A 13,605-nucleotide genomic window follows, 5' to 3' on the forward strand; every position below is an offset into this window, starting at 1 on the left:
TCGCCCAGGACACGCTACGTGACACGCTACGTGATGACAGGTGTCCCCAGCGGTCCCAGATTCGACCGACTGAGCCCGAAGTGCCGCAGCCCGGCTAGGACTCTTCGCGAGCCCGTCGAGCGATCTCCTCAGCCAGCTCGGCCAGGGTGTACTCGGACAACGATGTCCGCTCGTCGCCGCCTGCTCGACCAGGCTCCGGTGACGCCACCGCCGCAAAGAGATGCCGAGCCTCGGCCGCGCGCGCCAGTGGCAGCTCTGAGCTGATCTCCCAGTCGGACAAAGTCGCGACGGAGACCCCGAGCTGGATCGCCAGCTCCTCGCGGGACAAACTCGCGCCCTCACGCAGCCGCCTGAACTCGGCACCCGACATCGACGTGGGCACCTCGCCAGCCTCAGCGCGAGCCAACTCCTCGCCGAGCAACTCTTCGACTACCTGTCTCCACTGCGCCGCAACAGTCCCGCGTTCCCAGGCCGCTACAGACCCGCGTCCGGCACCTAGCTCCTCGGCAAGATGCTGCTGGGACCACCCCCGCAACTCGCGCGCCGCGCGGAGCAGCGCGCCGGATAGGCGCTCGGGCTTGGCGGTGGGAGGCATGTTGTCGACCCTAGCCCGCGATCTTGTCTGGGAGCTAACTGACCGTGCGGAAACTGGTGGCGCATGTGCCGTGATTTTGTCTAGTTTCCCGCACATGCGGTCCCCTTCGGTGGTAATCTTGTCGCAATACCAAACAGCATCACGGAGGATTTCAGTATGCAGGGTCACACGCAGGCGGACGGGATGGTCTCACCATCCGAGGTCGCCGAGCGGCTCCATGTCCATAAGGACACGATCCTGAACCTGATCTCCAGCGGTCGACTGCTCTCGGAGATGGGACTGCGACACCGCCGCGTCGGCGGTCAGTGGCGCATCAACGAATCCGACGTGACCGCCTTCGTGAACAGCACCGAGGAGAAGCACGCATGAGCACCACCGCAACCCCCGCTCGAATCACGAGCACACCGATCCTTCGCCTCGACCTGATCGACCGCTCTCTCATTCCCGCCGCACAGGCCGAGCTGAAGACCGCCGTGGATTGGAGGGGCTGCTTCACCGCCGACGTTCAAAATCTCCTCGTCGATCTCTACGACGACTCGGCCTCCGTCGCCCCCGGCACAACCCTCCGCCTGACCGGAACTGACCTCCGCGAACTCGACGCAATCGACCTGGACGCCAAGCCAGCGACAGCAGCAGCCCTCGCATCAATCCGGGCGGCTCTCCGTCCCGACAACCGTGGCGCACGCCCCGCCTAGCAAGGACAAGACCAATGGCAAATCCGCAGCAGCAGTACATTCGCGGCCCCGCACCCATCCGACAGAGCTGGGGCAACTTCCTCCTCTGGAAGCTCGTCATCGCGGCCGTGACTTGGCCTTTCATCCTGATCCTCAGCGCTCTCGTCGGCTACCGCCCAAGCGCCGTTGACGCACGTCGCTTCACTGGCGAGCGTGGCCGGTGGCCGGTTCTGACCTGGGTGAGCGTCGCTCTCTGGGTGTCGGGCCTCATGGCCGTTCTCTTCTCCCTGCTGCTGACCCCTGTCAGCCTGGTGGTGAGCATCCCGCTCATGCTTCTTACCGCAGCCCGAGTCGCAGCAGCGCCCTACGGTCTGCCGCTTGGCGAGCTGAACTCCGGTGTCCGCGATCTCTGGGCCGTTGGCCCTCGCTGGCGGAAGGCCGCACAGATCAGCCTCGGCGCACTCGCGCTCGCCGCCCTGCTCGGTGTCGTTCTCTACGCAGGGGCAAGCCTCTACTGGAACCTTCCGGGCTGGCTCGAACTCGTCGCCCTCGGCGCAGTCGTCCTCGCCGTTCTGGTCGGCCTCTTCTACATGCGTGAAGTCGGCGCTCGCCACCGTGACGACGTTCAGGAGGTCGTTCGCGACCAGCACCAGCTCGCCGCCGCCGTGGCTGGCCTCTTCGGCATCCAAGCTGAGCGAGTGCTGGAGCAGGGCATGATCCAGCCGCTCGGCGATGGTGGCTACGCTCTCGCTCCTGTCCCCGGACCGGTCTCTCTGCGCGGACAGGAAGACATGGAGCAGCGCGTCGCGCAGCTACTTCCAGACCTCACCGTCACTGCCTTCGAGCCCGGACGCATCGTGCTCGGCCCGGCACCGGAGGAAGTGCTCGACAGCCGCGCGATCATGGCTCAGTCCGGAGGCCTGATTGTCGGTGTGCAGGACGAGACTGACACCGAGCTGCGCCCCAAGGCGGTCCGGTGGACGCTTGCCCCCGGCACATCTCCAGCGGCAGCCCCACAAGCAGCGGCTCTCGCTCGCGGAGAGAACCTCGCCCTCGTCGAGTGGAACCCGTACGAGGGATACGCAATCGCGGCCAAACTGTCCACGCAAACTGCTCAGCTCCGCGCTCGACTCGCCGAGCTGGCCCGATGCCAGCCGTGGGAGATCGAACTGGCCGCCGAATACGCGCTCAACGGCGCACTGTCCAAGGTGACACTGCTCCGCGCACCTGTTATCGAGGACACTGCCAAGCGTGCCGAAACGTGGCAGGCACGCATCCAGCAGCTCGTACCGGCCATCTCCAAGACTCGCTGGTCAGTGGCCGACAACAGTGCACTCGACGGCACCATCGCAGTGTCCCGCGCAGTCGACCCACTTGCGGCCGTCCAGCCCTACCCCTTTGACGCGGCTTTCAGCCTGAAGGCTGTTCCACTCGGCGTGTTCGCCGACGGTCGGCAGATGTCGATGGCCCTCCTGTCGAGCAATGTGCTGCTGGGTGGAATCCCGGGTGGTGGCAAGAGCGGCGGCATGACGGCTCTGCTCGCAGGCGTCTCGCGTCTGGAGAACGTGGCAATCGTCGGCATCGACCCGAAGCGCGTCGAACTGCCGCTGTGGAGGTCGCGCTTCTCCCTCATCGTCAAGACAGAGGAGCATGCCTCCGCAGTCCTCGACACCCTCCTCACCGAGATGGAGAAGCGCTACGAGTGGCTCGAAGAGCATGAGCTGAAGAAGCTCGACGTATCGAGCTTCTCACCTGAGCGCCCTCTCATCGTCCTCGTCATCGACGAGTTGGCGGAGATCGTCGGCATCGCCCTCACCCCCGAGGAAAAGAAGGCCGAAGGCGAGCGAATCGTGGCTCTACGCCGACTGGTGTCGAAGGGCCGAGCGGCGGGCATCGTCGTCTTCGCCGCCACTCAGAAGCCGGAGTCGAAGGTAATCCCGACCGAGCTGCGCGACCTCATCGCCCAGCGCGTGGCCTACGCCACAACGACGCCCGAAATGAGCGACACGATCCTCGGCAAGGGAATGAGCAACCTTGGCGGAGATGCCCACGGCATCGCCCAAGTCGAGCGCGGCGTTTGCTACGTCGTCACCGAGGAAAGCCGGAAGCCGCAGCGCGCCCGGACCTACTGGATTCCCGACGAGGACGTGAAGGGCATCGCCGAGAGCACCGCCCATCTTCGCGTGGACCTGCCTTGGCTGGACAAGGTGTCTGCCGCCAAGCCCAAGTTCGGCCAGGTCATCGCCGAAGACACCGTCGAGTACGACGACTCCATCGTCGAAGAGGCTTCCGACCTCGACTTCTCCGACTTCAACCCCTCCGATTTCGAATGACGAACAGGACACAGACCATGACGCACCCGCAGCTCGACCACACGGTCGCGGCCGATCTCGACGGCTACCTCGCGGAGGTGAACTCGATCCCCGGCTCCACCTTCGTCGAGATCACGCCCGAGAACGCGGTGTCCAGCATCCGGCTCCTCCACCGGGCGGTCGCCGATCAGGGGGCCGACATGCCCGGGACGTATCCCCCGACTGTCGGCGTCGTCCTCGACGCTTCCGTGCTCGTCGAGCACCTCCGGAAGGGCGCTCACTCGGCGCTGAGCTGGCATTACCTGGACATGACGATCATCTGCGGCCGCAGCGCGGGCGTCACCCTCGCCGTCCGCGCGGACGACCCGGCTCTCCAAGCCCTCGACCTGTACTACGCCATGCGGTTTCAGAACCGCATCTAGCCCCCTCTATCCCCCAACCAACGCACGATCCGACGAACGGAACTCCACATGAACGCAACCCGAACCCCCGCACGCGGCACCCGCCGCCCCGTCCGCCTCGCGGCCCTCGCCTTCGCAGGCCTGGCCGTGCTTGGCACCGGATTCGGTGTCGCCGCCGCGCCCGCGCAGGCCGCTGAAGGTGACTGGTGGGAGGCCGTGGTCCTCCCCCGCGCCGACGACGGCACGATCTACACGTACCCCGAATGCAGCAAGTTCCAAAGGCCAGGCGCGACGGAAATCGTCATCGAGAAGACCGACCAGCACGGCGACCCCGTCGAGGCAACCTTCGAGGTGAAGTACACCGCCGATCCCTACTCCACGCACCGGATCAGCGAGTCGAGCTGGCAGGAAGTGCGTGACCCCGCGCTGGAAGCCACGCGCGTCGCCACCTTCGATGCGTGGATGGTCGCGCAGACCGATCTGTCGGCGGCTTCGCAGGCTTGGAATGGCGCGAGCAGTGCCGTCCGCTCGGCCGAGCGCGTGCTCAGCGAGGCCCAGTCGCGTGTCGATCTCGCGCAGGCCACGCTCGACGCTGCTGCACCGGGATCGCAGGCCTACGCGGATGCTGAGGCGAATCTGACCGTACAGACCGAGGATCGCGATGCCGCGCAGGTCGCACTCGACGAGGCCACGGTGACGCTCGCCGAGGCCAAGCCGACCTACGACGCCGCCCTTGTGGCGAACAACGAGGGTGGCGCTGCCGCGCAGACTGCGGCCGAGGCGGTCAGCGCCCACCTGATGGCTGAGGGCCAGATCGACGAGTGGCAGGTCACGACGGCGGAGGGCAACGGCCACCTCGAAACCCTGGGCTGCGGCGACGGTGCCTTCACGATCACCGAGGTGTCGACCGAGGACGGCATCGACCCGAGCGGCATCGGTGCACTTCTGGAGATCGGTGCCGATGGCAGCGTCATCTCGCAGGACGAGAGCGTCTACACCTCCGTCGAGGTCTCGCGCGACCAGAGCACGCACGGGCAGACCATCACGGTTTCCGCCGTGAACGAGCGCCTGCCGGAGCCGCCGGTCACGCCCACGCCGACGCCTGAGCAGCCGACTCCAACTCCGACGCCCGTGACTCCAACGCCGACGCCGACCACCGTCACGGTGACCCCGGCCCCGACCCCGGCACCGCAGGCACCCGCCGCCAAGCCGGTCGTCTCCGGCTAAGTCCCCGCCCCGGGCCGCTCGCGCAGCGGCCCGGGGCACCCGATCCCTCGCAGTACCAAGCAGAGAGCAGCACGACCATGAAGACCTCAAAGACTTTCGCCGCTGGAGCACTCGTGCTCGCGGCCCTCAGCCTGGCGGGATGCGCCGCCGCACCCGCAGCCCCAGCCCCGGCTGAGGCCGCCGCTTCCAGCATCCGCGACTTCGGCCCGATGGACCCGGCGTGCATCGCAGCCGGCGAGCCCGGAACCGCGCAGGCGCTCACCTCCGCAGTGATTCCAGGTGCGCACGGCACCGACGCCCTGCCCGGTCAGGCTCGAACGGCCGCCGTTCTCGGCGCTGGCGCAGACCTCTACGTGCAGACCGAGCCCGGACAGTTCGCCGCTACCGGTTTCCAGCTCCCGGCCGCGATGCCGTGGGCCGCAGAGGTCGCCGTGCCCGCCGTGGTCACGTCGACTCACAGCTGCGGTCTCGTCGAGGTGCTGGTCCCCTCACAGAGCGATGACGCTTCCGTCCGTTCGGCGTCCGCCTGGGTGCCGAGCGAGCAGGTCGCGCCCGTCTCCGAGTGGGAAGTGCCGCGCATCATCTCCGTCGACATCTCCGACGCAAGCCTCTCGGTGACTGAGGGCGACGCCGAGCTGCTCGCCATCGACGGTCTCGTCACCGGCGGCGACGTGGCCACGCCAACCGGCCTCGGCTACGTGGTCAGCGAGTACGAGGACGCCGAGCAGCAGCCGTGGACCGGTGGCGAGTCGATCACCCTCACCAGCCTCCACGCGGACACCAGTTTCAGCGGCAACTCCGGCGAAATCGGCGTGCACTGGATGGACCCGGCTGCCGACGACGGCAGCGGCTCAAACGGGTGCGTCCGCGTGGGCGACCTCGATCAGGTGCGCGCGCTCGAATCCGTCGTCTCCCCCGGCGACATCGTCATCATCACCGAGTAAACCTTCGACAGGACAGGAACCCCGATCATGAGCAGAACACTCCCCCTCGCAGTCGCTGCCTTCGCGGTGCTTGCTCTCGCTGGCTGCTCCCCCGCAGCCGCTCCCGCGCCGACCACAGCCCCGTCGGCGACGGCTTCTCCGACACCTACTTCGCCGTCGACGGTGGCAGGTGCTGCCGAGATCGGCCCGCAGGGCGAGCTAAATAGCCTCTGCACGACTCTCAGCGGCGGGGCTACCGGCACGACGGTGATCTCGCAGACGAATCAGCCGTCGAACGCCCAGCTGTGGAGCGCGGAGATCGGCTCGCCTCGACTCGGGAAGACCAGCGGCCAGCCGGACGCAGCAGTTGATCTGGCGTCGATCTGGAAGACAAACCTCACCGGCGTCGGTGACATCTACGTGGCGACGAAAGTCCCGGGTCAGTACCAGGCGACGGGGCTCGTGATGCCTGCTGACTTGCCTGTCGTGGTCCTGAAAGACGACGCGGGCTGCGGCCTGACTCAGGTACTTCTCCCGGTCGACCTCCCCGAGATCGACAGCACTGACGCGGAAACCATCGCCGCGACCGACCTGCGCGACGACCGCACTGCCGGGAACGCGGTGCTTGGTTGGGTGCCGAGCGCCCAGCTCGCGCCGGAGCGCACGCACCCGCTCAAGACGTACGTCCTCGGCCCAGACATCGTGACGGTGACGGACGCCAGCGGTGCGACCGTCGCTGATTTCGAGCTGTTCATGGGAACGAGCGAGGTCTCGGGCCACGCGGGCATCGGGATGGTCACCAGCGTCAGTCCTGACCTGGTCAGCACCACGCTCGACCGGTACGGCGACGGCAGCTCCCCCATCGCCTTCATCCCGATGGGCGAACGCGAGAGCTTCATAGGCACGCCGATTCCGGCCTTCCCGGATGCGCTCGCCGAGCTGGCCACCGTCGTCACTCCTGGAGACCTCGTGGTGATCGCCCCACGGCAATAGACCGCGCGGCGGCCCGCCCCGCACCGCTGCGACGCTCTCCGCATCGGTGCGTGCTTGGGATGGCGACGGGGCTGGTAGCCCCGCCAGGCGGGACGCCGTGTGCAGAACCGAAGAACCCCGGCACCGATTGGTGCCGGGTTCTGTGTCGTCGCCGAGCGGGCAAGCGCCTATTCGTCGAGGTAGAAGTCGGGCTCCATGTCGGCGTCTTCCAGCTCCCGTTCGACCTCAAAGCTGTCATGGAGATTGGCGGCTTCGAGCATCTCTAGGTCGGTGATGTAGAGATGACACTTGGGGCAGTCAAACGATTCCGGCGCAATCTCTAGGATCACCACGGGCTCATTCCTGCCGTTGAGATCATCGGGGTAAATCGTCTCCGCCGAGATGTCCTCCTCCCCGAACAGCACTCCCGAGGTTTCGCAGGCCGGGCACGTCGCCGTTGTCTCGTACGTGAATCCCGAGACGAGTCGGTAGCGCTTCCAAGCTTCATGGTTGGCGGGAGTCAACCCATTGGACTCGAACAGACGAAGCTGGGTTTGCGCGTGCGCGATCTTCGTCCGAAGGGCGTTGGCGACATGTTCACGGTTCCGCTGGAGGTAGTTCTCAACCTGGATGGCGCGGACACGCCCAACGAAGTCCTCGATGGTGCAATCACAGTGCTCGACCAATGGCGCAGTGACAGCCCAGAACTCTGCCCACCAAACCTCCTCGGTGCGCTTGCCGAAGAGCGCGCCTGATCCGTGTACGTACTCGTTGCGGTTCGCGGCGATCTTCTTGGCTTCTTCTGCATTGAAGCCGGGGAAAGCTGTAGAGCAACGCTGCCAGAGAACGTTCGCCAAGATCGTTGAACCTGGTCGGTCATCTGAGCGTGCGCCAGCAGCGACGAGCATCCCGGCACCAGCGTCGGACGGCGTTACGACGAGTAACGGCGAGATGTGAGCGAGCGCAGTTTTCGCCAGCAGTTCAAGTGAGCAGCTTGCCCAGAACGCGCGCTCCTCGAACTCGCGCGTGTCGTCCATAGCTCGGTTGATGAAAAGGCGCGCCTTGATCCAGAACGCGCTTGGACCGTAGATGTTCGTGTCGGTCATTTCGTGTCCCGCCGCTCCACGAAGGCGAGTCTCGTGATCGTCCGGCTTTCGTCCCCAGCTTCGACCGCGTTGCGTGCGTGCAGGCTCCATCGGTTGTCGATGAAAAGCACTTGGTTTGGCTCAGACCACTCATGCACGTAGGCCGAGCTGCGTTGCATTGCGAAGTAATCCACAACCTCAGCCGCGAGCGAGTCGCTTGGGCTCATCACGACGGGATCGAATCAAAGACGCTCTGCGCTGAGAGCGGATGCCAGAAAGCCATGGCCCGAGGCTCGGACGGTGAAGACTCCCTGTCGGAGAGCATCCCGAGGCAGCTCGCTGTGGGAAGGTTTGAAGTGCCAGACGACAGTTGACGTTGGCGACGGCACCTCGGCGCAGAGTGCGATCACATCGGGCGGTTCTCGCAGCGCTGCACCGTCTGAGTGCAGTCCTTGCTCGCCAGTTCCATAGACCGCGCTCAATGACCGCTTCGGCGCGTTGTCGGTGTCGGTGGGCGTAAGCACTGTCGTCCCCCTCGCTCGACCAGCGAACAAATCGAGCTTGCCGAGCGCGTTCGCCATCCTCACGTCCTGGGGCGTCCCAGACGCCACTGCCCAACCCTGCCTGCCGAGTTGCAACCTGATCGCGTTCATATCCACGCGGGAAGCCTACGCAAGTGCCCCTTCGTGCAATCACCCGGTGAAGCTGGCGGGGAACCGTGCCGGTAGATTCAGCAGGTGGCCAAATCACTGTCGATGAACGAAATCCGTCGCCGAGCGGCATCCTTCGCGCGAGAATGGGCCGATTCCCCGGGTGATGAGCGACAGGACGGACAGAGCTACGTCCGCGACCTTCTAGGTGTATACGGGATCACCGAGACGCGCGCAGCGTTCTACGAGAAGCGGTCGAAGCGGTCGTCGACGGCAAGCCAGGGCTACATCGACGCGCTCATTCCGGGTGTCGCCCTCATCGAGATGAAATCCGCCGGGAAAGACCTGGAGGCGGCCGAGCGTCAGGCGCTCGACTACATCGACGATCTCCCCGACCCGGAAGTACCCAAGTGGGTCATCACGTCGGACTTCCACCACATTCGCCTGCTCGACCTCGGAGCCGAAGACGACGGTGTCATCGAGATCGACCTCCCTGACTTCCCGAAGCACGCCGACCGCCTCGCGTTCTTCGCCGGATACAGCCAGCGGGCATTTGGATCGAAAGAGCAGGAGAAGGCGTCGATCACCGCCGCCAAGCTCATGGCTTCCCTCTACGAGGCGCTCGAAGGTTCCGGCTACGACGATCACGAGGCGTCGATCTTCCTCGTCCGGACGTTGTTCGCTCTCTACGCCGACGACGCTGGCGTGTGGGATCGCGACATCTTCCTGGAGTTCATCGAGACTCGAACTGCTGAGGACGGCAGCGACCTTGGCCCGCAGCTTGCGCTCCTCTTCCAGGTCATGGGTCGTGAACCCTCGCGCAGACAGAAGAACCTAGACGAGTTCGTCGCACGCTTCCCATACGTGAACGGCGGCATCTTCGAGGAAGCACTGTCGATTCCCTCGTTCGACAGCGAAATGCGCCAGCGGCTCCTTCAGGCAGCTCACTTCAACTGGTCGGCCATCTCGCCCGCGATCTTCGGCTCCCTGTTCCAGGCCGTCAAGGACAAAGTCGCTCGCCGTCAGCTCGGCGAGCACTACACAACCGAGACGAACATTCTGAAGCTCATCGGGCCGATGTTTCTCGACGACCTACGGCGACGCTTCGCTGACGGTCACAGCGACACGAAAGCTCTCAACAAGCTTCGACGCGACATGGGGCGGATGCAGTTCCTCGACCCTGCCTGCGGTTGTGGCAACTTCCTTGTTGTGGCCTACCGCGAGATGCGCGCCCTCGATCTCGATATTCTCGTGCGGCTCCAGCAGCTCGGCGATGCAGGACTCACCCTCACCTTCCTCGACGAGCACCTGCCGGTGCGACTGTCCAACTTCCACGGCATCGAGCTAGAAGAGTGGCCCGCCCGAATTGCGACCACGGCGATGCACCTGGTCGACCACCAGGCAAACCGCGCCATGGAACTGGCACTTGGGCAGGCACCCGACCCGCTACCGCTCGACAAGATCGACACGATCCACGTCGGCAACGCCCTAGAAACGGACTGGGCCAGCCTGACTCCCCCGTCCGAGAGCCTGCATATCATGGGCAACCCTCCGTTCCTGGGGCACGCCTCTCGGAGCGAAGCACAGGCCACGGAGTTACGCCGTGTCTGGCAGCGCGACGACATCGGCAGACTCGACTACGTCACGGGCTGGTACGCCAAGGCGATTCAGCTCTTCGCCCGCCCCGGGTACGCCGGAGAGTTCGCCTTCGTCTCCACGAACTCCATTGTGCAAGGTGAGCCGGTTCCAGCACTGTTCGGGCCGATCTTCGACGCGGGCTGGCGGATCAAGTTCGCCCACCGCACGTTCGCCTGGACGAGTGAAGCACCAGGGGCCGCAGCAGTCCACTGCGTCATTGTCGGCTTCGACCAACGCAAGCGAGGCGGAGCCACTCTCTTCGATTACCGAGACGGACTCCGGGGCGAACCGACGCGCGTGCCCGTCTCTGCGCAGATCAACGGCTACCTCGTTGACGGCCCCAACGTCCTCGTCGAACAACGTAAGACGGTGCTTTCACCGCTGCTGCCGCCGGTATCTATGGGGAGCATGCCTCGCGACGGCGGTCACCTCATCGTCGAAGCTGACGACTACCCCGCGTTCGCTGCCGATCCGGTCGCCTCGAAGTATCTGCGGCGGTTCATCATGGGCCGGGAGTTGATCCGCGACCTTCCTCGTTGGTGCCTCTGGCTGGCTGACCTCGACCCCGCTGATCTCAGCAAGTCTGCACTCTTGAAGGGCCGAATTGCAGCAGTACGAGCATTCCGGGAGGACAGCCGCGCGCCCTCGACGCGTCAGATGGCAGCGACACCACACCTCTTTGGTCAGCGGTCCCAACCCTCAACCGCGTACGTCGGCATCCCGAAGGTCTTTTCCGAGACACGGTTGTTCGCAACCTGCGCGCTACTCACCCCGGATGTGATCGCCGGAGACAAGGTCTACCGATGCGACGACCCCGACGGGTTCGCGTTCTCGATCTTGTCGTCATCCATGTTCATCACTTGGCAGAAGACGGTCGGTGGCCGCCTCAAGTCAGATCCAAGTTTCTCGAACACCATCGTCTGGAACACACTGCCGGTGCCGGACCTTACAGAAAAGGCGCGCGCAACCGTAGTCACCGCAGGGCAAGGAGTCATCGCTGCCCGCGAGCTTCACCCCGACCGCTCTCTCGCCGATCAGTACAACCCTCTTGCGATGGCCCCGGAGTTGCTCCGTGCGCACCGCGTTCTGGATACAGCCGTGGACAAGGCGTTCGGCCTCACGAAGAACGTCGACGAGCTGGCGCGCCAGAGGGCGTTGTTCCTGCACTACGAGCGTCTGTTATCCGCCAGCGAGCTTCTGCCTCCGAAGCCGGGCAAGCGTCAGCGAGGCTGATCGCCCGATTTCTCCTTCGCTTCCTTAGCAGCCTCGATGAGACCGTCTTTGTCCACGAGGCCCCTCGTGAGAGCGATGAGGAGGTTGGTGACCACCAAGGCCGCCCAGGCAGTATTCCGCTTGCTGTACTGGTAGCGGTGCACAGCGTGTGAGGTCGCGTTTCTGGAGAACGTGCGGGGAATGTCAGCGTCTCTACGAGCGTCGAAGTTGACGTAGGCGTGCCACGCTGGAACCCATGCGTAGGCAGCTTGTGGCCCCATCTGCTTGAAGTACCTGTGGCGATGCTCTGGCTTCTGCCCGCCGCTGATGACATCGCCCTTCGCGTGCTTCGGCACGATCTTCGTAACAGCTGTATCGAGCGTCGATGTGAGCAAAGCCTGCCCGGCTTCAAAATGTCCGGCTTGTGCCGAGGCAAGTGCACGGTCGGCGAACCGCAACAATCCGCTCCACTCCTCGGACGGCGGCACTTCGGCAATAGCCTCTCGACAGTCAGCGAGGATCGCGTCGTAGTGATGGTTGAGGAGCTGCCTTCGGGTACTGGGGTCCGGAGCCTTGGCTAGCAGTCGAGCAATGCGCGGTCGCGGCACTGACCAGATCGGGACACCCTCGGCACCTACCAGCTCGAAGACTTCACGCGCATCGAACTCGTCGGCGAATCCCCGCAGCGTCGGCGGCAACATGCCTCGGTTGATGACCCCGGGGTCCGGCGCGAGTCGGAGAGCGTCCGAGATCGTCTCGCCGATCTCGACGAGAAGCTTGTCGAGAGGCCTGCTGATCTCACGCATTGCTGCCGCGATGGCAACGGTCGCCACGTTGTTCTCGAAGTACGAGTTGACGAGGTTGATGCGAGGCAGAGCTATGCCGATCAGCGCTGGATTGATCCTGGCCGTCGCCAGACCCGCGATCTCGGCCATGTTGGCGGCCATCTTGTCGAAAGTCGGTTGCATCGCAGCCGACCACGCTGCGATGGCAGGGTTCACGGTGAAACCGGTGACCGCCGGATCAAGCTTGAACCCCGAGAAGCTTGGAGCGGAATCGTCGTCGGTCTCGGCTTCGTCGTCCAGAGAGTCTTCGGGCTCTGTCCCTTCGTCGTCCGCCATAGCTCCGACGCTACCGGTCGTCCGCGACATCTCAGCTTCGGATCACCACGCCAGCACCAGCGACCAGCGCTCGCCATCGAACTTCAAGTCGAAAAGCTGCGGCTCCTCGTCCGCCCCATCGCGCGCGGCGCTGACGCGCCAGAACTCGTCGTCGAGTCTGGTGACAGCCACCTCCCCCGCCCACCACCGGCCAGGTTTGCGGCGGTAGAACAGCATCGGCTGACCCTCGACCACGTAGGGGAATCGCTGCCACCAGAAGACGACGGGCTGCCCGTCGGCCATCTCGACCGTGATCTCGTCGTCGAGGGTGCGGGTGAGTGTGGCAGTGGTGGTCATGGCGAGAGAGTGTCATCGGCCACCGACAATGCGTTCAGTCCGCGACGACCTCGACCTTGAATCCCGCTGAGTTCTCCAGCCATCCTGCGTAGTGATCCGGCCCGCCAGCGTGCGGGTATCGGTCCGGGTAGAGCGGCGTCCAACCGTGAGCGACCGCCTCCCGCATCAGCTCGTCAACCGAGTCTGTTGACCCGCCGTGGAAAGCCATGTGGTTCACGCCGGGCGTGCGGCGGTCGTGCTCGGCACCCGAGAGGTTCGGTGATTCGGTCAGCGTCAAGTACGCGCCACCCGCTGCCCAGGACTGCCCACCAGGCCACTCCTGCGCGATCTCGAATCCCAGGCCACTTAGCAGCCAAGCCCACTCCGGACGGGCCGACTCGAAATCGGCTACCCAGACCTCGACGTGATGGAATCCGGCCATCAGCTCGCGCCCTTTGGACCCATATCGGCATCTGTCCG

At 65.0% G+C, this 13,605-nt stretch carries 13 protein-coding genes; 8 read left to right on the plus strand and 5 right to left on the minus strand.

The genetic code is table 11. The annotated features are described in order from the left end of the window. Window positions 1-94 precede the first annotated feature (94 nt). Window positions 95-595: a helix-turn-helix domain-containing protein gene (locus ACPYN9_RS07720; RefSeq protein ID WP_424465390.1), complete on the minus strand. Its 501-nt coding sequence runs from the start codon at window positions 593-595 to the stop codon at window positions 95-97. 183 nt (window positions 596-778) lie between these two features. Here ACPYN9_RS07720 and ACPYN9_RS07725 point away from each other — a divergent pair, with 183 nt between their 5' ends. The 7 genes from ACPYN9_RS07725 to ACPYN9_RS07755 all read left to right on the plus strand — a co-directional run bounded on the left by ACPYN9_RS07725 (window position 779) and on the right by ACPYN9_RS07755 (window position 7,125). After that, window positions 779-964, plus strand: coding sequence for a helix-turn-helix domain-containing protein (locus tag ACPYN9_RS07725; protein WP_424465392.1), 186 nt, complete (start codon window positions 779-781; stop codon window positions 962-964). Further along, window positions 961-1,290, plus strand: coding sequence for a hypothetical protein (locus tag ACPYN9_RS07730; RefSeq protein WP_424465394.1), 330 nt, complete (start codon window positions 961-963; stop codon window positions 1,288-1,290). Before ACPYN9_RS07725 ends, ACPYN9_RS07730 begins: the two co-directional genes overlap by 4 nt. Window positions 1,291-1,304: 14 nt before the next feature. Then, a complete protein-coding gene (locus tag ACPYN9_RS07735; protein ID WP_424465396.1) occupies window positions 1,305-3,602 on the plus strand; it encodes an FtsK/SpoIIIE domain-containing protein in 2,298 nt (765 codons plus the stop codon). A gap of 17 nt (window positions 3,603-3,619) precedes the next feature. Next, on the plus strand, window positions 3,620-4,003 hold the full coding sequence (locus tag ACPYN9_RS07740) for a hypothetical protein (protein WP_424465398.1): 384 nt from the start codon (window positions 3,620-3,622) through the stop codon (window positions 4,001-4,003). Between the two features lie 48 nt (window positions 4,004-4,051). Then, complete coding sequence (locus ACPYN9_RS07745) at window positions 4,052-5,209, plus strand: hypothetical protein (protein ID WP_424465400.1); 1,158 nt, start codon at window positions 4,052-4,054, stop codon at window positions 5,207-5,209. Between the two features lie 77 nt (window positions 5,210-5,286). Beyond that, a complete protein-coding gene (locus ACPYN9_RS07750; RefSeq protein ID WP_424465401.1) occupies window positions 5,287-6,153 on the plus strand; it encodes a L,D-transpeptidase in 867 nt (288 codons plus the stop codon). 27 nt (window positions 6,154-6,180) lie between these two features. Further along, a complete protein-coding gene (locus tag ACPYN9_RS07755; protein ID WP_424465403.1) occupies window positions 6,181-7,125 on the plus strand; it encodes a hypothetical protein in 945 nt (314 codons plus the stop codon). 167 nt (window positions 7,126-7,292) lie between these two features. Here the strand turns inward: ACPYN9_RS07755 and ACPYN9_RS07760 are convergent, their stop codons facing one another. Further along, the gene (locus ACPYN9_RS07760; protein ID WP_424465404.1) at window positions 7,293-8,210 is read right to left on the minus strand and encodes a hypothetical protein; all 918 of its coding nucleotides are present in this window, start codon (window positions 8,208-8,210) and stop codon (window positions 7,293-7,295) included. A 716-nt stretch (window positions 8,211-8,926) separates the two neighbouring features. Here ACPYN9_RS07760 and ACPYN9_RS07765 point away from each other — a divergent pair. After that, window positions 8,927-11,710 carry a DNA methyltransferase gene (locus ACPYN9_RS07765; protein ID WP_424465406.1) on the plus strand — a complete coding sequence of 928 codons (2,784 nt, stop codon included), beginning with the start codon at window positions 8,927-8,929 and terminating at the stop codon, window positions 11,708-11,710. On the opposite strand, the gene ACPYN9_RS07770 is transcribed toward ACPYN9_RS07765, so the two are convergent. The 3 genes from ACPYN9_RS07770 to ACPYN9_RS07780 are packed head-to-tail and all read right to left on the minus strand — an operon-like array spanning window position 11,698 to window position 13,567. Beyond that, the gene (locus ACPYN9_RS07770; protein ID WP_424465408.1) at window positions 11,698-12,810 is read right to left on the minus strand and encodes a hypothetical protein; all 1,113 of its coding nucleotides are present in this window, start codon (window positions 12,808-12,810) and stop codon (window positions 11,698-11,700) included. The genes ACPYN9_RS07765 and ACPYN9_RS07770 overlap by 13 nt on opposite strands. A gap of 42 nt (window positions 12,811-12,852) precedes the next feature. Next, a complete protein-coding gene (locus ACPYN9_RS07775) occupies window positions 12,853-13,146 on the minus strand; it encodes a hypothetical protein (RefSeq protein WP_424465409.1) in 294 nt (97 codons plus the stop codon). A gap of 34 nt (window positions 13,147-13,180) precedes the next feature. Continuing rightward, window positions 13,181-13,567, minus strand: coding sequence for a VOC family protein (locus tag ACPYN9_RS07780; protein ID WP_424465411.1), 387 nt, complete (start codon window positions 13,565-13,567; stop codon window positions 13,181-13,183). Window positions 13,568-13,605: the final 38 nt, after the last annotated feature.

Origin of the sequence: Pseudoclavibacter helvolus (assembly GCF_049707175.1) — a bacterium.
Lineage (GTDB): Bacteria > Actinomycetota > Actinomycetes > Actinomycetales > Microbacteriaceae > Pseudoclavibacter > Pseudoclavibacter helvolus_A.

What these genes read in the sequence shown, in the direction of transcription:
- ACPYN9_RS07720 (WP_424465390.1), bottom strand. Translation starts at nt 595, where the DNA reads ATGCCTCCCACCGCCAAGCCCGAGCGCCTATCCGGCGCGCTGCTCCGC.
- ACPYN9_RS07725 (WP_424465392.1), top strand. Translation starts at nt 779, where the DNA reads ATGGTCTCACCATCCGAGGTCGCCGAGCGGCTCCATGTCCATAAGGAC.
- ACPYN9_RS07730 (WP_424465394.1), top strand. Translation starts at nt 961, where the DNA reads ATGAGCACCACCGCAACCCCCGCTCGAATCACGAGCACACCGATCCTT.
- ACPYN9_RS07735 (WP_424465396.1), top strand. Translation starts at nt 1,305, where the DNA reads ATGGCAAATCCGCAGCAGCAGTACATTCGCGGCCCCGCACCCATCCGA.
- ACPYN9_RS07740 (WP_424465398.1), top strand. Translation starts at nt 3,620, where the DNA reads ATGACGCACCCGCAGCTCGACCACACGGTCGCGGCCGATCTCGACGGC.
- ACPYN9_RS07745 (WP_424465400.1), top strand. Translation starts at nt 4,052, where the DNA reads ATGAACGCAACCCGAACCCCCGCACGCGGCACCCGCCGCCCCGTCCGC.
- ACPYN9_RS07750 (WP_424465401.1), top strand. Translation starts at nt 5,287, where the DNA reads ATGAAGACCTCAAAGACTTTCGCCGCTGGAGCACTCGTGCTCGCGGCC.
- ACPYN9_RS07755 (WP_424465403.1), top strand. Translation starts at nt 6,181, where the DNA reads ATGAGCAGAACACTCCCCCTCGCAGTCGCTGCCTTCGCGGTGCTTGCT.
- ACPYN9_RS07760 (WP_424465404.1), bottom strand. Translation starts at nt 8,210, where the DNA reads ATGACCGACACGAACATCTACGGTCCAAGCGCGTTCTGGATCAAGGCG.
- ACPYN9_RS07770 (WP_424465408.1), bottom strand. Translation starts at nt 12,810, where the DNA reads ATGGCGGACGACGAAGGGACAGAGCCCGAAGACTCTCTGGACGACGAA.
- ACPYN9_RS07775 (WP_424465409.1), bottom strand. Translation starts at nt 13,146, where the DNA reads ATGACCACCACTGCCACACTCACCCGCACCCTCGACGACGAGATCACG.
- ACPYN9_RS07780 (WP_424465411.1), bottom strand. Translation starts at nt 13,567, where the DNA reads ATGGCCGGATTCCATCACGTCGAGGTCTGGGTAGCCGATTTCGAGTCG.